Raw genomic sequence first — 22,175 nt, 5'->3', positions numbered from 1 at the left:
CGGCACCTGCGCCTGACCACCGAGCTTGCCTTCGGTGCCGACTTCGCGCGCGACGCGGGTCACCTCGGAGGCGAACGAGTTGAGCTGGTCCACCATGGTGTTGATGGTGTTCTTCAGCTCCAGCACCTCGCCCTTGGCATCGACGGTGATCTTCCGGGACAGATCGCCCCGGGCCACCGCCGTGGACACCTCGGCGATGTTGCGCACCTGGGTGGTGAGGTTGGAGGCCATGAAGTTCACGTTGTCCGTGAGGTCCTTCCACGTACCCGCGACTCCACGCACCTCGGCCTGACCCCCCAGCTTGCCGTCGCTGCCCACTTCCTTGGCGACGCGCGTCACTTCGGCGGCGAACGAGTTGAGCTGATCCACCATCGTGTTGATGGTGTCCTTCAGCTGGAGCACCTCGCCCTTGGCGTCCACGGTGATCTTCTTGGACAGGTCACCCTTGGCCACCGCCGTGGAGACCTCGGCGATGTTGCGCACCTGAGCGGTCAGGTTGCTGGCCATGATGTTCACGTTGTCCGTGAGGTCCTTCCACGTACCCGCGACGCCCTTCACATCGGCCTGGCCGCCCAGCTTTCCGTCGCTGCCCACTTCCTTGGCGACGCGCGTCACTTCCGAGGCGAACGCGCGGAGCTGGTCCACCATCGTGTTCACCGTGGTGCCGATGCGGAGGAACTCGCCCTTGACGGACTGGCCGTCAATCTCGAGCGCCATCTTCTGCGTCAGATCACCCTCGGCCACCGCCACCAGCACGCGGGCGACTTCCGTCGTGGGCAGCACCAGGTCGCCGATCAGCGCGTTGATGGAGTTGACGCTGGTGGCCCAGCCCCCGCGCACGTCTCCGAGCGTCACGCGCTCGCCCATCCGGCCCTCGCGGCCGACCACGCGCTCCACCCGGACCATCTCGTCCGTGAAGGTGGCGTTGCGGCCCACCAGCGCGTTGAAGGCGTGGGCGATCTCATCCAGCATCCCGCCGTGGGTGCCCTCGGACAGGCGCACGGTGAAGTCGCCGGCCTCGGCCGCCTGGAGGGCGGTGAGCAACGGGAAGAGCGGATCGCCCGCCCTGGCCCCACGCGAAGCCTCGAGCGAGCCCCGGGCGCCCGCCACGGCGTGCCTGCCGTTGCGCCGGACGCCATGCCCGTTGCCGTTGGCCTGGGGGCGGGGGGCGAGAGCAGCGGCGGCAGGCTGCCCCGAGTCACCCTCAGCCTTCACCCCGGCGAGGCGGGAGCGCACCCGGTTGCTCGGGCCCTTCGGTTCAGTCTGGGGAGTCTCTACTCCGGTGGCAGGCTCCTTGCGGCGACTGCCGCGCTTCTTGCCATCAGAGGAGGAGTTGTCGTTTGAGTCCAAGAGATGAACCTCAGCTGAGGATGGGGGAACGCAGCTCCACGACGGAGCGGGGGTCGCCAAAAGCCAACTTCTAGAGGAGTCCAGAGGCTTGTCGACTGCTGAGCGGAGCCGCTCTGGTTAACGGTTCAGAACTCAACCTCATTCGATCAAGACCCACGCTCCCGGTGAACTCTGGGGGCTGTGGGGCCTATTGCTAACGCTTCAAGGGGCTGGAGCAGTGCACGGAAGGCCGTCGCAACCCTGCACGTAGAGAGCCAGCCCGGGGAGCCGCCGGGCAGGCATCCGGAATCTGCGCGGCGCATCCGCGTGCTGCCCTGTCTTCAAATCCAACGTGAGGGCCAACCCCTGGCCTGGACCGCAGGCGAGCAGGACGCGATCAGGCGCCTCCATCCACCAGAGCCCCTCGACCTGGCAAGGGGCCTCGACGAGGAGGGGCGTGAGCGTTCGCGCCTCGTAGGCCACCACGCCGCCGCCCACCACCACGGCCGCCAGCGTGCCGCCCGGGCCGACGGAGAGCGCTCCCGCGGCGGGCAGCTTCGCCTGTCCCAGCACCTCCCCCCGGGGAGAGATGGAGAGCAACTGCCCCTGCGAGTCCATGGCCAGCACCCCGGCTGAGTGTCCGGCCAGCGCCACCGGGGCGAAGTCCCCCACGGGCGCCAGCTGGCTTGCCTCCTCGCGCAGCAGGCGCTCGCCAGTGGCCACCCACAGCCGGTCCTCACCATCGAAGGTGATGGCGGTAACGCCCGGTGTGGCGAGCACGGTGGCAGGCCCCTGCTTGCCGCAGAGCACCACGGTGCGAGCATCGAAGGTGGCCGCGCGAGAGGCATCCGGCGCCACGGCCCAGCCCAGCCGAGGGCCTTGCACCACGCTCATCAGGCACTGGTTGAGCGCGCCGAAGTGCGGATCCGCCGCGGGCGAGGACACCAGGTACGGCAGGCTCAGCGTGGTGACGGCGACGAGCAAGCCCAGCGCCGCGGCGATGATGAGCGAGAGCGCCCACGAGCGTGGCCCCAAGGCTCGGGCGTGCCGGCTGGCGGCTCCAAGCGCCCGCTTGCCTGTGGGGAAGCCGTCGCGAGCGCGCAAGGCCGTTCCTGAGCGTGGCTCCTGGCGCCTCAGGGCTTGCGCGGCTTGCCGGTGTCGGCCTTCTGCTGGAGGCGCTCGGAGAAGCTGCCCTTGCCGCTCGAAGGCAGCACCTGGGCGGCCACGCGCTCACGCTTCATCGCCGCCAGAGGGCTGGCGGGGTCTCCCTCGAGCGCCTCCTTCTCATAGCGATCCTGACCGCTGAGGACACGGCCCACGGCGAGGGACCGGATGGCGCGTCGGTTCGTATCCACCATGTCGGGCAACTCCGTGCTGGGGGGCTCCCCTTTCTACTATAGAGGCGCGGATGCGCGCGACCCCACGAAGCCTCTCCCTCTGCCTCGTCCTGGCGCTGGCCCTGGCCTGCAAGAGCCACAAGGAGGAGCCTCCGAGCCCGTCCGCCGCCGCGGATGCCAAGGCCCACGGCGCGGGGCAGCCCCGGATCGGACTCGTCCTGGGGCTGGGGGGAAGGGGCGATGAGTCCTTCAATGACTCGGCGCTGCGGGGCCTGGAGCTCTGGGCCGCGGGCCTGAAGTACGAGCGGGGCGCCTACAAGCTGGCCTCCCCAGCGGAGTTCCAGGCCTCGCTCGAACCCGAGCTGGCCCACCGCGAGCCGCCCATCATCCCGCTGGGCATCATCCCCTCGGTGGTGCAGAGCCGCGTGGCGGAGGACTACGAGCCCAACCTGCAGCTCATGGTGGATCAGAAGGTGTCCCTCATCATCGGGGTGGGCTTCATGCTGGAGAACGCGGTGGAGCGGGTGGCCCAGCACAACCCGGGCAAGCCGTTCCTCCTCATCGACAGCCCGCTGCTCAACGAGAAGAACGAGCCGTACGCGCTGCCCAACGTGCGAGCGGTCACCTACCGCCCCGAAGAAGGCTCCTTCCTCGCGGGGGCGTTGGCGGGGCTGGTGACGAAGGGGGGAAAGATCGGCTTCGTGGGCGGCATGGAGATCCCGCTGGTCAAGCAATACGAGGCGGGCTTCAAGGCGGGAGTGGCCGCCACCAACCCCCAGGCGACGGTGATCTCCAACTACACCGGGAGCTTCACCAACTTCGCGCTCGGCAAGCAGGTGGGGCAGGACGTGCTGGCCAAGGGCGCGGATGTCCTCTTCGCGGCGGCGGGGGGAGATGGGGTGGGGGCCATCCAGGCCGTCAAGGAGGCGCGGGACGCGGGGCAGGAGGTCTACGCCATTGGGGTGGACTCGGATCAATTCCACCTGGCGCCCAAGGCGCTGCTGACCACGGTGCTCAAGCGCGTGGACCTGACCATCTACGAAGCGGTGCGGGATCAGCTCCAGGGCCGCTTCCAGGCCGGTCTCTCCTCGCAGGGGCTGAAGGAGGGAGGCATCGCCCTGGCCCCCGTGCGCCTCTCCTTCCCCGGCAAGGAGGAGGCCCTGCGCAAGGTGGACGCGCTGAAGGCGAGGATCATCGCGGGGGAGCTCAGGATCCCCACCCCGTGATCTCCAGTGACAGCCTGGCTTCCACCTGTGCCAGTGTGCGCGCCCAGGACCTATGATCACGCTCCCTGACCACGCGGTGATGAAGGAGTACCAGCGCTACATCCACGAGCTGGAGGCGCTGCACGGCTGGTTGAAGCTGGACCTCGTGCACAACTGCTTCCTGATGGGCGAGGAGGTGGGCGAGCTGTTCAAGGCCGTTCGCCGCTACAACAAGCTCTTCGACGAGAACGCGGCCCCCCCTCCCGAGGAGACCCGCGCCGCCGTCGCCGAGGAGCTGGTGGATGTCTTCAACTACCTGCTGGCCATCGCCAACCGCACGGGCGTGGATCTGGAGGAGGCCTTCCGCCAGAAGAACGCCCTGAACCAGACGCGCAAGTGGAGCTGAGGCAGCGCCTCGCCTCTCCGCGAAGTTCGCCTCTTGGGGGCACATGCCTCCGTAGCCGAAAGGACACCATGAGTGCCAAGGTTCGACCGTTTCTGATGTTCGAAGGCAAGGCCGAGGAGGCGATGAACTTCTACGTCTCGACCCTCCCCGGAAGCCAGATCGTCGACGTTGTCCGCTATGGACCCGGCGGGCCCGGCGCCGAGGGCTCGGTGATGAAGGCCACCTTCTCGGTCGCGGGCCAGACGGTGATGTGCATCGACAGTCCGGCGAAGCACGCCTTCACCTTCACGCCGTCCTTCTCCTTCTTCGTCGACTGCGACTCCGAGTCGGAGCTCGAGCGGCTCTTCGCGGCCCTCTCGCAGGGCGGCGCCACGCTCATGCCGCTGGGCAACTACGGGTTCAGCCGCAAGTTCGCCTGGATCAACGACCGCTACGGCGTGTCCTGGCAACTGAATCTGCCCTGAGCTCGCGCGGCGGCCGCGAAGGACGTATTCGTGGACCCGTCGCTTTTTGTACAATGCGAAGCGGACCTGCGTGGAGGTGGACTGAAAGCCCGCCACAGGCCATCGCGAGGCGGTCGAACGTGCCGAAAGCAGCCAAGAACCTGATCACCCTGCTGGTGCTGGTCCTCGTCGCCGGCGGCATCTACGTCGCGGCGAAGGTGGTGCCCTTCTACGTGGACAACCTGGACGTGGAGGATGCGGTGAGCGCCGCCTTCAACCTCTCGGGCCGCAACGGCAACGATGGCATCCTGCGCGCGGAGATCCGCTCGCGGACCATGCGCATGGGCAGCCACGTGGAGACGGACACCTGGGGCGTCGACCACGTCGTCCCGGGCCTGGGGCTGACGGACGACCAGATCGAGATCGAGCGCAGCCGCATCACCGACAACGTGCGCATCGAAGTGACCTACCAGCGTGACGTGGAGTTCGCCCTCTTCAAGCGCACCCACACGCTGGTGTTCCACGTCGTCCGCGAGGGCATCCCCCCGCCCTGAGGCCGTGTCGCGGCGGGCCAGCCAGACACCAGCTCCAGCTCCGGTTCGGTCACCCTACCTCCAGGGTCAAGTGCGGCCACTGATCAGGCCAGCTCGTTCCAATTGGAGGGCTTAGTTGGTACCGTTCAGTACTGGATGAAGTGCCCGCCGCATCATCTGCGCGATGCGGCTGGAGGCTGATTGTCGGGCTTGCCACGCGTGGAGGTGTTCATGCAACCCGTTGGCACTCTGCAAGGCAGTGCGCCCCATGCGCTGGGGATCTCCGATCTGGATCGGCGCTTCAACCTGAGGCTCCGGACGCTGATGGGCCTGGGTTTCTCGTCGATGTATGCCGGCTTCGTGCGGGATGTGGACGTGGCCGCGCTGAGGCGGCAGGGCATCGTCTCCGTCTTGTCCTTCGTGGACTTCGAGTGCAACCCGGTAGCCCTGCCGGTCGGCCAGGAGGCGAAGCTTGCCTACAGCATCCGGCTGTGCCGGGCTCCGGTGAAAGCGACGGATCAGGGCAAGGGCCGGTTGATGTTCGAGGTCCAGGTCGAGCTCACCTCGATGCCGGGCACCGGGGACCCGAAGCGCTACCGGGACGTGGCCGAGGGGGCAGCCCCTGTCCAGGCGGGACGGTCCCGGCTGGTGCTCGTGCTCACGCGCCCGTCGGCGCCAGCGGAGCAGCGGCTGGTGACAGAGACGCCGGCCGAGCTGAGCATGCTGCAAGAGCACCCGCTGGAGGACGCCGAGGCGGTGTCCTCCCTGAGCGATGAGCCGCCCGCGGGCTACGAGGCCGCCGAGCCCGCCGAGCCGCTCCGCCATGCCTCCGTCTGGGGGCTGCACCACACCGACATCAACCAGGCCGTCTTCACCGGAGAGTACGTGACGGCGATGGAGGACCACTTCGCCCGGCTGGCGCAGGCGGCCAGGCTCCCCGTGGCGCAGCACCAGATCTCCCGCGTCCAGCTCCTGCTCAAGAGGCCCTTCATGGCCGGGGATGCCTACGAGCTGCAGGGGCGCCTCTTCAAGCAGGGGGAGAAGACGCTCCTGCTGGGGGGCGTCTTCCCGGTGCTGCCCGAGGGGACGGCGAGGCGCGCCTCGGTGGTGGCACGGCTCGAGGGCGGCTGCACGGCCCCCGCGGCCAGCCCGGGGCAGCGCTAACCATGAGGCGCTTCCCCTTCGATCCCGAGCCGTTCAAGTCAGGAAAGTTCACCCCCTTCTCCGAACGGACGATGGGGGAGATGTTGATGGCCCGCGCCAACACGCAGGGCCTTGCCGACAAGGTGCACCTGGCGTTCGTGGAGCGCGGGCGCCAGGAGCAGCACCGCTACACCTTCTCCCAGCTGGCGGCGGAGGCCTTGCGCATCGCCGGGGCCCTGCAGCGCTTCGGCGTCAAGCGGCAGGAGCCGGTGGTGCTCTGCTTCACCTCCAACCAGCAGTTCATCTCCATCTTCTACGCCTGCCAGCTGCTGTCGGCGGTGCCCGTCCCCATCGCGCCCCCGTTCAACCGCGACCAGGTGCCCACCACGCTGCGGCAACTGGAGCACATCGCACGCCAGACCCAGGCCCGCGCGGTCATCACGGATGGGGAGCTGCACGCGCTGCTCCTGGGCGGGCTCTCGTCCAAGCTGGACTGCCACATCCTGGGCTTCGAGGAGCTTGCCGCGGAGAAGGAAGAGGCCCAGGTGGATCTGGGCTCGCCCGAGGACGTGTCCTTCATCCAGTACACGTCCGGGAGCACGGGGGGGCGCAAGGGGCTCCCGGTCACCCACCGGCACCTCTCGGCCAACATCAACGCGCTGGGCAGCGCCCTGAACCTGATCCCCGAGGACTGCGGGGTGTCCTTTCTGCCCGTGTACCATGACATGGGCCTCATCGGTAAGGTCCTGCTCACGGCGTGTCACCGCTTGCGGCTGGGGCTGCTCTCGCCCCTGGCCTTCCTGCGCGATCCGGCCGAGTGGCTCTGGGCCATTCATGACTACGCTGGCACCGTCTGCGTGGCGCCGCCGTTCGCCTACGAGCTGTGTCAGCGGCGCATCCAGGACGAGCGGCTCGAGGGGCTGGATCTCTCCTCCTGGCGGATCTGCATGGTGGGCGCGGATGTCATCAAGCCGCAGGTGCTCCAGGCGTTCCAGCAGCGGTTCGCGCGCTACGGGGTCCGCGAGAACGCGTCCCTGCCGGTGTACGGGCTGGCGGAGGCCACCCTCGCGGCGAGCATCCCGCCCTTGAATGTGCCCATCGTCACCCTGCAGCGCTCCGACCCGGCCTCTGGCGCGAAGGAGCTGCGCACGCTGGTGGGGGTGGGCCGGGTGGTGGAGGGCCATGAGCTTCAGATCTGGTCCCCTGAGGGACAGCCCCTCCCGGAGGGACAAGAAGGCGAGATCGTCATCCGGGGCCCATCGGTCATCCCAGGCTACTGGAAGGACTCGCACCCGTCCCCGGTCAAGGACGGGTGGCTGCGCACCGGCGATCTGGGCATCCTCACGGCGGAGAGCCTGTTCATCTCCGGCCGCATCAAGGATGTCTTGAAGCACAACGGCAGGTCGCTCCACCCCTCCGAGCTGGAGTGGGTGGCCGAGCACGTCGAGGGCGTCCGGGCGGGGTGCTGCGCGGCGTTCCAGCTGGCGGACGGCGGCATCGTCCTCGCGCTGGAGAGCCGGTTGGAGGAGCCGGAGCGGCGGACGCGGCTCGCCGACCAGGTGGCCGCCGAGGTGCGCGCCGCTCATGGCCTCAACCTGCGCGAGGTGCTCGTGCTGCCGCCGTATACGATCCCCAAGACGACCAGCGGCAAGGTCCAGCGCGCGCTCACGCGGCAACGCTACGAGACAGGCCAGCTCTCACGCCCCGCCGCGGCCCAGCTGCTCGCGGGCCAGCTCGCCACCCTCCTCAACGCGGCGCGCGGCGGTGCCACGCTCATCATGCGCAAGGTGTTCCGGCAGTCCCTCCCCACGCTTCCAGGCAAGAGACCATGGACCGAAAAAAACCCGTGATTGGCGAACCCTACGTCGTTCAACCCGGAGACACCGTCACGGAGATCGCCTTCCAGGCCTACGGCGACGCCCGGCGCTACATCGAGCTCGTCGAGGCCAACCGCGCGGCGGAGGGCTTCAAGAATCCCGCCCGGCTGGCTCCGGGTACGGTGCTCACCATCCCCAACCCCGACTACGTCTCGATCCCCCGCTCGCTGGGCAGCCGCAGCACCGTGGGACGGTCCTTCAACCTCGGAGAGAAAGACAATGGCGCCGCTTAGCAGGGAGCAGACGTTCCAGAAGATCCAAGAGGCCATCTGCCGGGTGGCGAAGATTCCCCGGGAGATGGTGACCGAGCAGAGCCCCGTGTCCGGCGTGACCAACGTGGACTCCATCATGTTGCTGGAGATCATCACCACGGTGGAGGTGCTGCTGAAGATCGACATCGATGAGGAGACCCTCTTCGAGCTGCGGACCGTGAAGGACTTCGTCGAAGTGTGCCACCGGCAGCTCGCCACCGCCGGCTAGAGAGGGAGCAGACGCCATGCCCAAAAGAAAACTGCTGTTGATCTCGCCGCGCGCCAGCTTCTTCGGCAAGAACCCGAGGCACCAGGAGTTCAAGCGGACGTGCCGCGAATTCCAGTTCTTCGACTACACGTGGACGGGGTTTGCCACCGGCCTCATCATCATCGGTTCGCTCACTCCCCCCGAGTACGACGTCCACTACGTGGATGAGAACATCGAGCCGGTGGACTTCGAGGAGGAGGCGGATCTCGTCGCGCTCACCGGCATGACGGCGCAGGCCACGCGGATGTACGAGATCGCGGACGCCTTCCGGGCCCGGGGCGTCAAGGTGGTGGCCGGAGGGCTGCACTCCAACCTGGCCCCCGAGGATGTCCAGCCACACGTGGACGCGGTGTGCGTGGGCGAGGCCGAGGCGATCTGGCCCGAGCTCCTCCACGACTTCGAGCATGGACAGCTCAAGCCGCGCTACAAGGCGAAGGGGCGTGTCAACCTCCTCCAGGTCCCCCGCGCGCGCTACGAGCTGGCCCAGGAGAAGTACTACCCCAGCATCTGGGTGGAGTCGGCGCGCGGCTGCCCTCACCTGTGCACCTTCTGCGCGAGCACCATCCGCTACCGCGACAAGATTGGCTACAAGTCCATCGACACCGTCATCGAGGAGATCCAGTTCATCCTCAAGAAGTGGAACAACCCCTACATCCTCTTCTCCGATGACAACTTCGTCGTCGACCGGCCGCGCACCGTGGAGCTGCTCAAGCGCCTCATCCCGCTCGGCATCAAGTGGAGCGGCCAGTCGGACGTCTCCTTCGCCCAGGACGAGGAGATCCTGGACCTGATGCACAAGAGCGGCTGCATGTTGATGCTGACCGGCTTCGAGAGTGTCTCGATGGAGACGCTCCGGGGGATCGATGAGCGCAACTGGAAGCTGAAGACGCTCAGCAACTACACGACCGCCGTGAAGCAGATCCAGGACCACGGCATTGGTGTCTATGGGGCGTTCACGCTCGGCCTGGACACTGACACCAAGGCGTGCTTCGAGCAGACGCTGGACTTCATCAAGGGCAACTACCTGGCGGGCGTGCAGGTGTCGTGCGCCACGCCCTTTCCGGGCACGCCGATGCGCAAGCAGCTGGAGGCGCAGGGGCGGCTGCTGGACAAGCCGTGGTCGCACTACACGGTGTTCGACAGCGTCTTCAAGCCGGCCCACATGGAGCCCGAGGAGCTGGAGGAGGGAGCGCTCAGCGTCTACCGGGGCTTCTACACCCGCGAGTTCTCGCTGAAGAAGACGCGCCACTTCAAGGCCATCTACAAGAACCTGGTGTCGCAGCAGCTCGCGCGCGAGGCCCGGGACGAAGTGGTGGGCACCTCCGGCCGGACGATGGTGTGACAACCCTCATGAACGCCATCGTCATCATCGGCCTGGGCGGCATCGGAGAGGCTGTCGCCCAGGCGCTCGTGGATGTGCCGGCCCCGCTGGTGCTGGGCTGGCACAGCTCGGATCAGGCGGCGCAGCGGGTGGTGGAAGCGCGCCGCGCGGCCAACCAGCCGGTCCATGCGTACTCCATCGACGCCACCTCCGCCGAGTCCTGCAAGGCGTTCTTCAAGCAGGCGCGGACAGAGGTGGGCAAGCTCTCGGCGGTAGTGAACTGCTTCGGGACGGTGGCCTTTGGCGGCGGCCCTCAGCCCGGCGCGGGCGCGGACACCGTCATCCGGGACAACCTGGAGGGCGTGGTGAATGTCTGCCGGTCGGCCTCCTTCTCCCTGATGAAGGCGGGCGGCGGAACCATCGTCAACGTGGGCTCGGCCACCGCGGGGCACGCGCTGGCGGGGCTCTCGCTGTACTCCGCGGCGAAGGCTGGCGTGGCGGCCTTCACCCGCACCCTGGCCATGGAGGTGGCGCCCTTCGGCATCACCTGCAACCTCGTCTCGCCCGGCTTCATCGAGGCCGGCGCGACCGCGAAGCTGCCAGAGGAGCTGAAGAAGACCATCGCCGCGGAGATCCCCCTGGCGCGCCTCGGCACCGCCCAGGAGGTCGCGGATCTGATCCGGTTCCTCGTGCTCTCTCCCGCCGCCCGGTACATGACGGGGCAGGAGCTCACCATCGACGGAGGCTGGTCCATGGGTGCCACCCACCTCTCGCAGTTGCTTCGGCGCCAGGCGGCAAGCAGCGCAACCTAGCCCGCCCAGCGCGGGGAGGGGCGGTGCCCCTTCGTCGAGGAATACGAACGTGGACGAGACCAAGACGCTGTGTACCTTCTGCGGTGTGGTGGACCAGGTCACCGTCCTCAAAGATGGGAAGGTGCGGGGCTCGGGGACGCTGGGGACTTGCGTCAAGGGGGCCACGTTCTTCCGGGAGCACTTCGACTCAACCCCCCGGGAGGTGAAGCGCTTCACCTCGCCGTTGATCCGCACGCCGTATGGCTGGGAGATGATCTCCTGGGATTACGCCATCGACATGATCGCGGACACCATCCTGGCGGACAGACAGGAGTTCGGACGCGACGCGCTGGCCTTCTATGGCGTGGGGCAGATGACGCTCGAGGCCCTCTGGGTCACCAAGAAGTTCTTCCAGGGGCACCTGGGCACCAACAACATCTGCTCCAACGCCGAGCAGTGCCTGTCCAACAACGCGGGCGGGCACGAGCTGGTCTTCGGCAACGAGGGGCCGTTCTCCTGCTACGAGGACTACCTGCACGCCGAGGCCATCTTCATCTACGGCCACAACCCCGCCATCAACCACCCCACCGTCTTCCAGAAGTACCTGCGCCGCAACCGCAAGGCCATCAAGGTGGTGGTGGATCCCCGGCGGACCAACACCGTGGAGCTGCTGCTCGCCGACAACCCCGAGAACATCCACCTGCCCATCAAGAGCGGCAGTGACGTGCTGCTCAACTGCGCCATCGCCCGCGCCCTCATCGATCAGGCGGCCCATAACGGCGGCTATGTCTCGAAGTACCTGGAGGCGGGCAACTCGGCGGCCTTCATCGACTTTCTGCGCCGGGGCCCGTTCACGCTGGAGCAGGTGCTGCCGCAGATCACCCCGCCGGAGCTCTCCCACGAGGAGATGGGGCGGCGCATCTCCCGTGTCGTCGACTTGTGGCGGACCCGGAAGGTGGTGACCACCAGCTCGGTGGGAATCAACCAGACCACCGGCAGCAGCGGGGTGGCCTCCATCCTCAACCTGAACCTGTTGACGGGGAACATTGGCCAGCCCGGACGCGGGCATGTGCGCCTGGCCGGACAGTCGAATGCGTCAGGGGAGCTGGCGCTCGGCTATTCCGGGCGGCTGTTGCCCTTCCGGATGCGGGTGGCGGAGAAGGCGCACCGCGAGAAGATGGCGCAGATCTGGGGCGTCCCGGGGTGGAAGCTGAGCGAGGTGCCTGGACTGCCGGTGGCGTCCTTCGCCACCTCGCCCCGGCTGCGCACGCTGTTTGTCTTTGGCACCAACCCGGCGCGGAACTTCCCCAACCTGGCGCGGTGGCGGGAGAAGCTGGCGGATGTCTGTTTGATCTACGCGGATGCGTATTACAACCCGGAGATCCTGGAGTACGCGGACATCATCCTGCCCGTCCGCACCAAGCACGAGAGCTCCGGCATCTTCCTGAATGGCGAGCGGCGGCTCCAGTACCTCCAGAAGGTGGAGGAGCCGCCCTTCGAGGCCTGGGGGGACGTGCGCATCGTCTGCAGCGTTGCCCGCCGGATCGCCGAGCGCCTGGAGGAGAATACGGCGGTCTCGCCGGACGCGAGCCTGGGTCAGACGCAGGTGGACGAGCTGGTGCGCCAGGGCAACCTGGATCTGTTCAAGCACAGCCTGGATCAGGCCTTCGCCTTCCCGGTGGATGAGACCGGAGAGCCGCGGAACGAGGCGGTGTGGAACGAGATCCTCCGGGCCTCGAAGGGCTTCTACAACGAGTTCATCGACAGCGAGGGGCAGCCCATCACCTTCGACAGGATCCGGGCGGGCGAGGGGGTGCAGTGGGCCGGCAGCCGGCGCTATGTGCCGGAGGAGGGCGGCGACGGCGCGGTGTTTCCTGGGGTGTTCCGCGCGGAGCTCCACAAAGCCGTCTTTCACATTCCTCCCCCCGAGCGGCTCATTCCCTTCAACGAGCGGGACGCGGAGAGCTTCACGCTGATCACGGGCCGCGGAGGGATGGGGAAGGGCACGTACGCCAACAACGTGGCGATGTTCAACTCGTCCACGGCGACGGGGCAGGATCGCTGGCCGGACGAGAACAGCGTGTACATGAGCGTGCTGGACGCGCAGAAGCTGGGGCTGAAGACGGGGGAGCGCATCCGCCTGTACAACACCATCGGAGAGATCGAGTGCCGGGTGGAGGTGTCCAGCGACATGCCCTCCCGCCACCTGTACCTCACCTTCCATCCGGACAAGCGGGGGACCCACCCGAACTTCCTCACCAACTCGGAGCTGATTGATCCGCAGACGTGGCAACCGCTGCTCAAGGACACGCAGGTGAACATCAAGCTGCCTCGGCGGCAGGAGCGAGCGTGATTGCGTGGGTTGTGCTCGCGGCGGCCGGGGTGGCAGCGGCCCTGGGGGCTGTCTATATCGGGCGTACCTTCATCCGGTTCGTGTATCCCCCGAGCATGACGCTGGTGGGGCTCCCAGAGGACCAGGGGCTCTCGCCGGAGCGCTTCGAGGTGCAGGCCCGGGATGGAGTGCGGATCCGGGGGTGGCTCTTCACTCCGGGGACTCGGGCGATGGGCATGGTCATCGTCTGCCATCCGTTTGGCATGAACAAGGGCCGGGTGCTGTCCCAGGTGAAGCTGCTCTTGGAGGGCGGGCTGGTGGTCGTCACCTTCGACTTCCGCGGGTGCGGCGAGAGCGCGCGCCCCCACCGCAAGGCCTTCAACAGCATCTGGGAGCCGCTGATGGACCTGGAGGCGGTCTCGGACTACGTCGACGAGCGCTTCCGGGATGAGCCAGAGCTCCGGCAGCGGGTGGGGCTGCTGGGATACTCCTTCGGCGGAAACATGGCCATTGCGCACGCGGGGTACTGCGACAGGCCCTACAGCGCCGTGGTGCTGGACAGCACGCCGCTCATCGAGTGGAAGGAGATGATCGGGACAGTGCTCGAGCGCGAGCGCCGCGGCCACCGCCTGGAGCTCGTGCGGCGTGGGCTGGATGCCCTCGCGACCCGCCTCATCGAGTGGTGGACGCGCAGCGATGAGCTGTATCAACGCGCCAAGGACTCGGCGGCGCGGCTGGCCAAGACGCCTGTCCTGCTCGTCGTCGGCGAGCAGGACCTCTACTTCGACGTCAACCTGTCGTGCGACTTCGTCTTGACCCATTGCGCGGGCCCGCGGGACATCTGGAGGGTACGCAAGGGGCGGCACCTGACGAACCACGTGCTCGATCCAGGGGCCTATGCGGCCAGGGTGCTCGGCTTCCTCAAGTCATCCTTCGAGCGGGCGGAGGAGCCGGGGCGAGGGTGAGCCGTTTCCTGCCTGAGCTCCGCGGCGCTGGAGAGAGCTCCGTGGATGCTGTTCCCACCCATGGAGTGTCAGCCGCTGAACCCGCGCACGCCGCTGAGATGGCTGGGGCGTTGGCTCTCAGTAAACTCTGGGCAGCCCGGTAGTGGGGGGGCCACCTGGAAACAGCACCTCTGGCTTGAGTTCCACCCACTGTCTTGGGTTGGCCCGGCACGCGGGCCGTACCCCTACAGTCTGGAGCACGCCCATGAGTTCTTCCCCACCGAAGGCTCCGCAGGTGCTCGACCCCGAGCAGGTCGTCCGCGGGCTGCATCCGCTCATGGTGAAGGGCAGCTTCCTGCTCTCCGGCGCCATCACCCTGCAGTACCTGGGGCAGTGGCGGCTGATGGCCTGGTCCTTCGCCCTGAACACCTCGCGCATCCTCGCCAATATCCTGCTCTCGAAGCTCTTCCACCGGTGGCTCTCTGCCCACGTGGTGGAGTGGAGCCGGATGGCCATCAACTTGTCGGGCCTGGTGGGGCTGGGGCTCATCGCGGGCTGGAGCCTGCTGCTGTGGACCTATGTCCCCTTCGCGATGCTCTGGTTGTACGGGCTGGACGGGCGGGGGCGGCTCCGGGCCTTCGTCTTCCTGGCGATCATGGACGGGGCGGCGCTGCTGAGCGGGGTGGACCCCTTCCAGCCCCTGTCCTTCAGCCTCATCGGAGTGCTGACCTTCCTGCTGACGGAGAAGCGGGCCGACCTGCTGCAGCAGTCGCTGGACCACATCATCCAGCAGCGTGAGCAGCTCACGAAGACGCGAGGCCGGCTGCGGGTGCTGCACGAGCGCGCCTTCGAGCAGGAGAAGCTCTCCAGCCTGGGCATGATGGCGGCCGGCGTGGCGCACGAGATCAACAACCCGATGGCGTTCGTCACCAGCAATGTCCACTCGCTGTTCAAGGATCTCCAGCGGCAGCCGATCTCGCCCGAGCTGCTGAAGGAGTACGTGGAGGAGGTGCTGCCCGCGACGCTGGATGGCATCAAGCGGGTGAACGCCATCGTGTCGGACCTGAGGTACTTCGCGCGAGGCGACCCGGAGGTCCATGCCGAGTACGACCTGAACGCCGAGGCGAAGTCCGCGCTGCGCATCGCCCAGGGGCAGCTCAACCACTGCCGGGTGGAGGTGGAGCTGGGCGAGGTGGGCGTGGTGGTGGGCCGGCCTCGGCAGATCGTCCAGGTGCTGGTGAACCTGCTGGTCAACGCCGGGCAGGCCACGAAGATCGGAGGCGTGGTCCAGCTGTCCACGCGCCGGGAGGACAACGGGGTGCGAGTGGAGGTCCGCGACACAGGGACGGGGATGACTCCAGAGACCCTGCACCACCTGTTCCAGCCCTTCTTCACCACCAAGCAGCCAGGGATGGGGACAGGGCTGGGGCTGGCCGTGGCCCACGGCATCGTCACCGGGCAAGGCGGCCGCATCGAGGTGGAGAGCGAGCCCGGCAAGGGCTCGTGCTTCACCCTCCACCTGCCGCGCGTGGCCCACCACGCCCCCGCCAACCCCGGGAGGTTCAACGAAATGACCTCCGCGGCCGCGTAGCCGCTCAGTGCACGAGCGGCTGCTCCGCCTCCATCCCGGCGCCCCCGCCGATGCGCGCGGAGATGCCCTGATCGATCTGCCGCAGCAGCGCGTCGCAGAAGGCCTTCAGGTCATCCGGCTTGCGCGAGGTGATGAGGTTGCCGTCCTCCACCACCTCCCGGTCCACCCAGTGGGCCCCCGCGTTGATGAGGTCCGTCTTGATGGAGGGCCAGGACGTCAGCGTGCGCCCGTCTGCGATGTCGGCCTCGGCCAGCATCCAGCCCGCGTGGCAGATGGCGGCCACGGGCTTGTCCCTCTCGAAGAAGGCGCGGACCAGACCCACCATGCCCGAGTCCATCCGCAGGTGGTCCGGCGAGTAGCCGCCCGGGATGACGAGCGCGTCGAACTGATCCACGGAGACGTCCTTCACGGACTTCTCGGCGGTGATGGTCTCCTTGCCCTTCTTGCCCTTGAGCTGCTTGCCGGCCTCGAGGCCGACGATGACGGCCTCGTGGCCTGCTTGCTTGACCCGGTCATACGGCACGCGGAACTCCGAGTCCTCGAAGTCCGAGCCCACGATGAACATGATTCGAGCCATCGCCGTTCTCCCTCGCGAATGGGTATTTGCTTCCCAGTGCAAAGTGCCCACGCGCCGAGCGGTGACAACACATACCCCTCGGCCCGAGGAGCGAAGCCCCACTCTCCTGCCCGCTCAGCCGCCAGGCCAGGGGATGACGCCCAGCTCATCCGCGGCGAGCAGGTACTCGCCCACCATGCGTCCCTGCCCGGCGATGCCTCGGGCCGTCGAGATGCCGGCAAGCACCTCGCGCCCACGCTCCCGCCACCGGGCCTCTCCTGTAAGCGCGTGGAGCGCTGCGAGAAAGCGGGCCGCCGCCACGTTCTGGTCGAAGGGCCGCTCCCGCTGGGCGAAGACTCCCACGGCATCCGAGTCAGGCGTCGCCCCGAACAGCGCCCCACCTTCCGGAGCCCCGAAGTCTCGCAGGAGCCGCTCGCCCACGCTCAGGGCGACCTCGCGGTAGTGCGCCTCTCCAGTCCGCTTTGCCAGCAGCGCGAGTGCTCGGCCCAGCGACGCCGCGTCTCCCAGGTAGCGGGAGCCAGCGTGGTGCGAGGCCTCGCGCCACACCGTGCCGCCCTCTCGCACGTGGCTGCACAACAGGGCGTCGGCGGCCGTGCGAGTACGCGCGAGGAGCTCGGGCTCGCCCGTCACCTCATGGAGCGCCAGCAGCGCGGAGATGGCCAGCCCGTTCTCGCGGGAGTAGACGTGGGTGTCCACCCAGGGCAGCCCGAGCGCCCGGCGGCCGGCCTCGTCCTTCGCGTAGTACACGTGGCCGTCGACGAAGGGGACGGTCCGGTCATGGGCTCCCACGTCGGCGTCCTGGTTCGTATAGAAGGTGCCGTCCGGCGCGCCCAGCAAGGTCTCCATGTACCGGGCGATGGCGTGGGCCTCGTCGAGCACCCGGGCATCCTTCGTGAGTGCCCAGGCTCGGGCGTACGCCTCCAGGTTGGGGGCCTGTAGCGTCATCAGCTTCTCGTAATGCTGCGCGTTCCAGTGGCTCGCCGCCGAGTACTGGTAGACGCCGCCCCAGACCGGATCATGGATGGGGTGCTGGTGGGCCAGGGTGAAGTTCACCCGCTCGCGGGCGCCCTTGTCCCCCCGGGTGGCGCGGCGCACCTCGAACTCGAGGTTCTGTCCAATGGGGACCTTCTGGAAGGAGCCCCAGCTCCCCTCCTCCTCGTCATACGTCGCGTCCATGCGCTGGAGGACGGAGGTGGACACCCAGGGCAGCATGGCGGGCGTGGCCGGCACGTCCACCGCCAGCGAGGCGCCGGCCTCCTGTCTCTCCCGCGCGAGCGCCTCCACCCGCCGGAGCAGCTCGAGGAACCGATCGGGCGCGAGATAGCCGCGGTACTTGCCCACCTCCTCGGCGTCGGGGCTCAGGAGGATGGTGGCGGGCCAGCCGTAGTCCGACCAGCGCTCCTCGAGATCCGGGCGGGCGTCCACGTCCACGCGGATCGTCACGAAGCGCTCATGGAGGATCCGGCCGACCTCGGGATCCCGATAGGTCGTCTCGTCCATCACGTGGCACCAGTGGCACCACTCGGCGGCGCCATCGATGAGCACGTAGCGCCCCTCGCGCCTGGCTCGGGCGAACGCCTCCGGCCCCCACTCCTCCCAGGTGAAGGCCTGGGTGAGGCCGCGCTCGCGGGCGCGGACGATGTTCACCTCGTCGGGGGTCCCCGAGCGGACGAGTCCTCCCGGCCCCGTGGAGGCATGGCAGGAGGCAACCAGCAGCAGCAGCAGCGGAACGATTCGGGAGTTCACGCGCGCACAATACGAGAGAGCGGTCCGAACGGTTTCACGGCGGCGTTCTTCGCCAGACGATCGCTGCCGGGCTCGATGGCGAGCAGCGTCATGAGCGGGCATAGGGAGGCCATGCGCCTCTCCCGCCGTGGAGCGCTGGGTGCTCTCGGAGGACCACACCTCGGCCACCTTCGAGCGCGTCATCTTCAACGGCATCCCCACCGCCGTCTACCACGATGGGGGGCGGCTGCGCTTCGGGCCGGACGGCATGCTCTACGTAGGCACGGGAGACTCGCGCAACCCGGACCTCGCGCAGGATCCGAAGAGCCCCGCGGGCAAGCTGCTGCGCCTGACTCCGGACGGACAGGCGCCGTCGGACAATCCCTTCCCCGGCTCGCCCGTGTTCCTCCTGGGCCTCCGCAACACAGAGGGCTGGGACTGGAAGGATCGGGAGACGCTCTACCTCACGGACCACGGGCCCAGCGGCGAGCTCATGCGCCAGGGCCATGACGAGATCAACGTGGCCCATGCGGGCGACAACCTGGGCTGGCCAGACATCTACAGTTGCGACACGAAGCAGGGCCTGGTGACGCCATCGCTCACCTTCAACGACGCGATGCCCCCAGGAGGCGCCGCGATCTACACCGGTGACGCCATCTCCGAGTGGATGGGCTCGTTGCTGGTGGGCACGCTCGGCTCGCGGCACCTGCACCGCGTGGTGTTCGACACGCAGGATCCCCGCCGCGTCGCGAAGCACGAGGTCTATCTGCGAGGCACCTATGGACGGCTGCGCGATGTCCTCATGGGGCCGGACGGGCACCTGTACGTCACCACCAGCAACTGCGACGGGCGCGGCGACTGCGGCTCGCGCAAGGATCTCATCCTGCGCCTGAAGCGCTGAAGCTCACGTCGGCAACCGGCTTCCTGATGTTCGAAGACCAGGATTGAAGTGTCTCGTAACCCTCTCCCCTCCCTCCAGGGCGCACGAACGACAACCCCTCCCCCGCGCGAAGCGAAGGAGGGGCCAGGACTTCTCAGGACTCCCGAGCAACCTACTCGGGGCATCTCATCGAGTCACCGTCACCCTCACGAAGTTACTGGTGGCTTGGTTTCCCGCCGGATCAAAGGCATAGGTCTTCAGCGTATAGGCCCCCGTGGACCACTTCGTCGTATCCCAGGCGTAGCTATAGGGCGCGCTGGTCGCGGTCGCCAGCTTGACGCCGTTCGCGTAGAACTCGACCCGGGAGACGACGCCCCGGTCATCGCTCGCGGTGGCGGTGATGGTCACCGTGCCGGAGACCGTCGAGCCATCCGCCGGCGCTGTCACAGTCGTCGTGGGAGCGGTGACATCGTTGTCGAAGGTCACGTTCACCGCGCTCGAGGTGGTCACGTTGGCCGCCGCGTCGTAGGCCTTGGCGGTGATGACCTTGGCGCCGTTGGGGAAGCTCCGGGTGTTGAAGGTGATGTTGTACGGGGCCGAGTAGACGCTCCCCGCCTGGATGTTGCCGACGTAGAAGGTCACCTGGGTGACGGCGTGGTCGTCACTGGCGTTGGCCGAGAAGGTGACGGTGCCCGTCAGGGTCGAGCCCTGGGCGGGGGCCGTCAGCGCGACGGTGGGCGGGATGAGATCGTTGTCGGTCCTCACGGTGAGCGTCGCGGTGCCGACGTTGCCCGTCGGATCATACGCCTTCAAGGTGAGGGTGTGGTTGCCATTGGGCACCTGGCGCGTATTCCAGAGGAAGGAGTACGGCGCGGTGCTGTCGTAGTTGATCAGGGTCGCTCCATCATAGAGCTCCACCTTGGTGACGCTCACGTTGTCGGTCGCCGTCGCCGTCACCGTATAGCTGCCCGTGAGGGTGGCTCCGGCAGCGGGCGCGGTGAAGGCCACGGTGGGCGGCGTCGCGTCATTATTGACCGTCACGTTCACCGCGGGCGAGGTGCCCGTAAGGCCCGCCGCGTCGTAGGCCCGCGCCGTCAGCGAGTGTGCCCCGTTGGCCGCAGTGCGCGTGTCCCAAGAGAGGTTGAAGGTCGCGCCGGTGGCGGTGCCCAGCAGCGCCGTACCATCGTAGAACTCGACCTGGGTGACGCCGAAGTTGTCGCTCGCCGCGGCGGTGAGCGTCACCGTCTTGGAGATCGTCGCGCCCGCCGCGGGAGCGGTCAGCGTGGCGGTGGGCGGCTGGGTGTCCGCCTCCTGGCTCACCGCGAACACGAGATCATCCACGTCATCCATGGTGCCGCCCGGGCAGGGAGAGGCGACGCCGCCGTACCGGTAGACGCCTCGGATGGCCTGCAGGGTCCCGCGCGGGAGGGTGACGTTGGCGGACAGCGTGTTGGGACCGAAGTCCAGGGGGCTGATCGTGGTGAGGTGGGTCCAGACAGGGTTGAGGGCGTCACCCGCGCCGTAGAGCTCCAGGCGCTCCAGGTTGGAGTCGAAGCCCGCGTTGAAGGTGACCTCGACTCGCACCTGCTTGCCTCCCGCGAGCAGGCTGCCGTCATCCTTGATCACCTTGATCCGCTCCAGCGAGGGATCCAGCTGGTAGTAGCCTTCGTTGCCATCCAGGCAGGAGTTGTTCAACGTGTTGGGCGCGTGCAGCTCGGGGCCGAGGATCCCGCGTCCGGCGAGCAGGCTCCCAGAGTCACACTGGCTGCTGGGCTCGCTGCAGAACGGAGCGTGCAGGGTCGCGTCGTAGGACGCCCTGCCCGCGTTATGGATGGTGACGGACACGGACGAGTCCTGGCTGTTGCAGCCGCCGTCGAAGGCACGCGCGGTGATGGTGGCGGGGCCGCTGGCCTCGTCAGCGCTGTTCCAGGAGATCGAATAGGGCGCGCTCGTGTCGGTGCCCACCAGCTGCCCGTTGACGTAGAACTCCACCTTGGAGACGAGCACGTCGTCGCTCGCGGTGGCGGACAGCGTCACGGTGCCGGTGAGCGTGGCGCCCCCGGCCGGGGCGGTGAGCGTCACCTGGGGCGGCACGGCATCAGTCGAGCCCATGCAGCCCGTGTAGAGCAGCACGTTCGGCGAGGCGTCGTCGAGGTACGAGATGGCGTTGTGCGTGCCCCGGTTGACGAGCTCCCGCTGCACGTCGGCCGGGGTCGCGGTGGGGTGGCCCTCCAGGAAGAGCGCGGCGGCGCCAGTCACGTGAGGCGTGGCCATGGAGGTGCCGCTGAGCACCTCGGTGGCCGTGTCGCTCGTGTACCAGGCGGATTCAATCTCATCCCCGGGCGCGAACATGTCCACGCAGGTGCCGAAGTTGGAGTAGTAGGTCAGCGAGTCGAAGTAGTCCGTGGCGCCCACGGTGATGGCCTGCGGCGCGCGGGCGGGCGACTCGGTGCAGGCGTCCGCGCTGTCGTTGCCCGCGGCGACGACATAGACAATCCCCGCGGCGACGGCTTGGGCCACCGCGTCGTCGATGGACTGCTCGGCCTCGCCGCCCAGGCTCATGTTGACCACCGCCGGGGACACATGGTTCGCGACGATCCAGTCCATGCCCGCCAGCACCTGCTCGCCGGTGCCCTCTCCCGCGCAGGACAGGACACGCACCGGGTGGATCGTCACGCCCTTGGCCACTCCGGAGATGGTGCCGCCAATGCTGCCGGCCACGTGCGTGCCGTGGCCCTGGCAATCCTCGGTGCCCAGGCCGTCACCCACGGAGTCAAAGCCGGCGCCCATGCGGCCGGCGAACTCGCTGTGGGTGCTCCGCACGCCCGTGTCGAGCACGTACACGTGGATGCCCGCGCCCGTGTACTCGTAGTGGTACAGGTTGTCGTAGTTGGTGTCCTGCTGGTCGATGCGATCCAATCCCCAGTCCGGGTTCGTCTGCGTGCCGTGGAGCGTGAAGAGCCGGTCCTGCTCGACGTAGCGCACGCGCGGATCCTCGCTCAGGCGCAGCGCCTGGGCCTCCGACATGGCGGCGGAATAGCCCTTGAGCGCGTGCGAGAACACTTGCCGCACGGAGCCGCCGTACTGCGCCGCCAACGCGCCGGAGGCCTTGCTCACCTCCAGCGGCGAGGCCCGCAGGCTGTGGTCCCCCGAGTCCTCGAAGACGACGATGTAGCGCTCGGGGACGGCGCTCTTGCCCGCTCGGAGCAGCTTGCTGGACAC

Annotated in this window: 20 protein-coding genes; 14 read left to right on the top strand and 6 right to left on the bottom strand. The window is 67.9% G+C overall.

Features of this window, described 5'->3' with window-relative positions; all coding sequences use genetic code 11:
* From ACJ8AT_RS39625 to ACJ8AT_RS39615, 3 genes are all read right to left on the bottom strand, one after another.
* Window positions 1–1,236, bottom strand: a 1,236-nt coding sequence (locus tag ACJ8AT_RS39625) for a HAMP domain-containing protein (RefSeq protein ID WP_407743194.1), incomplete at its 3' end; no start/stop codon positions are given.
* 315 nt (window positions 1,237–1,551) lie between these two features.
* Window positions 1,552–2,433: a hypothetical protein gene (locus tag ACJ8AT_RS39620; protein ID WP_407743193.1), complete on the bottom strand. Its 882-nt coding sequence runs from the start codon at window positions 2,431–2,433 to the stop codon at window positions 1,552–1,554.
* 29 nt (window positions 2,434–2,462) lie between these two features.
* Complete coding sequence (locus tag ACJ8AT_RS39615; protein WP_407743192.1) at window positions 2,463–2,687, bottom strand: hypothetical protein; 225 nt, start codon at window positions 2,685–2,687, stop codon at window positions 2,463–2,465.
* Between the two features lie 50 nt (window positions 2,688–2,737).
* Between ACJ8AT_RS39615 and ACJ8AT_RS39610 the strand changes: the two genes are divergently transcribed.
* From ACJ8AT_RS39610 to ACJ8AT_RS39550, 13 genes are all read left to right on the top strand, one after another.
* Entirely contained in the window at window positions 2,738–3,892 is a 1,155-nt protein-coding gene (locus tag ACJ8AT_RS39610) for a BMP family protein (protein WP_407743191.1), read from the top strand.
* Window positions 3,893–3,944: 52 nt separating this feature from the next.
* On the top strand, window positions 3,945–4,277 hold the full coding sequence (locus ACJ8AT_RS39605; protein WP_407743190.1) for a MazG nucleotide pyrophosphohydrolase domain-containing protein: 333 nt from the start codon (window positions 3,945–3,947) through the stop codon (window positions 4,275–4,277).
* Between the two features lie 68 nt (window positions 4,278–4,345).
* Window positions 4,346–4,741 (top strand): VOC family protein, encoded by a 396-nt coding sequence (locus ACJ8AT_RS39600; RefSeq protein WP_407743189.1) that lies wholly within the window; start codon window positions 4,346–4,348, stop codon window positions 4,739–4,741.
* A gap of 119 nt (window positions 4,742–4,860) precedes the next feature.
* A complete protein-coding gene (locus ACJ8AT_RS39595) occupies window positions 4,861–5,274 on the top strand; it encodes a hypothetical protein (protein WP_407743188.1) in 414 nt (137 codons plus the stop codon).
* A 210-nt stretch (window positions 5,275–5,484) separates the two neighbouring features.
* Window positions 5,485–6,417 carry a hypothetical protein gene (locus ACJ8AT_RS39590; protein ID WP_407743187.1) on the top strand — a complete coding sequence of 311 codons (933 nt, stop codon included), beginning with the start codon at window positions 5,485–5,487 and terminating at the stop codon, window positions 6,415–6,417.
* Window positions 6,418–6,419: 2 nt separating this feature from the next.
* Complete coding sequence (locus tag ACJ8AT_RS39585) at window positions 6,420–8,246, top strand: AMP-binding protein (protein ID WP_407743186.1); 1,827 nt, start codon at window positions 6,420–6,422, stop codon at window positions 8,244–8,246.
* Window positions 8,243–8,506, top strand: a complete 264-nt coding sequence (locus ACJ8AT_RS39580) for a LysM peptidoglycan-binding domain-containing protein (RefSeq protein ID WP_407743185.1) — start codon at window positions 8,243–8,245, stop codon at window positions 8,504–8,506. Before ACJ8AT_RS39585 ends, ACJ8AT_RS39580 begins: the two co-directional genes overlap by 4 nt.
* Window positions 8,493–8,753: an acyl carrier protein gene (locus tag ACJ8AT_RS39575; protein WP_407743184.1), complete on the top strand. Its 261-nt coding sequence runs from the start codon at window positions 8,493–8,495 to the stop codon at window positions 8,751–8,753. The genes ACJ8AT_RS39580 and ACJ8AT_RS39575 overlap by 14 nt, the downstream gene beginning before the upstream one ends.
* Window positions 8,754–8,769: 16 nt before the next feature.
* The gene (locus ACJ8AT_RS39570) at window positions 8,770–10,134 is read left to right on the top strand and encodes a B12-binding domain-containing radical SAM protein (RefSeq protein WP_407743183.1); all 1,365 of its coding nucleotides are present in this window, start codon (window positions 8,770–8,772) and stop codon (window positions 10,132–10,134) included.
* Window positions 10,135–10,142: 8 nt separating this feature from the next.
* On the top strand, window positions 10,143–10,925 hold the full coding sequence (locus tag ACJ8AT_RS39565; RefSeq protein ID WP_407743182.1) for an SDR family oxidoreductase: 783 nt from the start codon (window positions 10,143–10,145) through the stop codon (window positions 10,923–10,925).
* A 49-nt stretch (window positions 10,926–10,974) separates the two neighbouring features.
* Entirely contained in the window at window positions 10,975–13,257 is a 2,283-nt protein-coding gene (locus ACJ8AT_RS39560; RefSeq protein ID WP_407743181.1) for a molybdopterin oxidoreductase family protein, read from the top strand.
* The gene (locus tag ACJ8AT_RS39555; protein WP_407743180.1) at window positions 13,254–14,201 is read left to right on the top strand and encodes an alpha/beta hydrolase; all 948 of its coding nucleotides are present in this window, start codon (window positions 13,254–13,256) and stop codon (window positions 14,199–14,201) included. The genes ACJ8AT_RS39560 and ACJ8AT_RS39555 overlap by 4 nt, the downstream gene beginning before the upstream one ends.
* 244 nt (window positions 14,202–14,445) lie before the next feature.
* Complete coding sequence (locus tag ACJ8AT_RS39550) at window positions 14,446–15,771, top strand: sensor histidine kinase (RefSeq protein WP_407743179.1); 1,326 nt, start codon at window positions 14,446–14,448, stop codon at window positions 15,769–15,771.
* Window positions 15,772–15,775: 4 nt separating this feature from the next.
* On the opposite strand, the gene ACJ8AT_RS39545 is transcribed toward ACJ8AT_RS39550, so the two are convergent.
* Window positions 15,776–16,348 carry a type 1 glutamine amidotransferase domain-containing protein gene (locus tag ACJ8AT_RS39545; protein WP_407743178.1) on the bottom strand — a complete coding sequence of 191 codons (573 nt, stop codon included), beginning with the start codon at window positions 16,346–16,348 and terminating at the stop codon, window positions 15,776–15,778.
* Between the two features lie 114 nt (window positions 16,349–16,462).
* On the bottom strand, window positions 16,463–18,094 hold the full coding sequence (locus tag ACJ8AT_RS39540; RefSeq protein WP_407743177.1) for a DUF255 domain-containing protein: 1,632 nt from the start codon (window positions 18,092–18,094) through the stop codon (window positions 16,463–16,465).
* 127 nt (window positions 18,095–18,221) lie between these two features.
* Here ACJ8AT_RS39540 and ACJ8AT_RS39535 point away from each other — a divergent pair, with 127 nt between their 5' ends.
* Window positions 18,222–18,974 carry a PQQ-dependent sugar dehydrogenase gene (locus tag ACJ8AT_RS39535; RefSeq protein WP_407743176.1) on the top strand — a complete coding sequence of 251 codons (753 nt, stop codon included), beginning with the start codon at window positions 18,222–18,224 and terminating at the stop codon, window positions 18,972–18,974.
* 165 nt (window positions 18,975–19,139) lie between these two features.
* On the opposite strand, the gene ACJ8AT_RS39530 is transcribed toward ACJ8AT_RS39535, so the two are convergent.
* Entirely contained in the window at window positions 19,140–22,175 is a 3,036-nt protein-coding gene (locus tag ACJ8AT_RS39530) for an Ig-like domain-containing protein (RefSeq protein ID WP_407743175.1), read from the bottom strand.

Origin of the sequence: Hyalangium sp. (genome assembly GCF_045802625.1) — a bacterium.
GTDB lineage: Bacteria > Myxococcota > Myxococcia > Myxococcales > Myxococcaceae > Hyalangium.
Note: the sequence above shows the minus strand (reverse complement) of the source record. Positions and strands in the feature narration are given on the sequence as shown.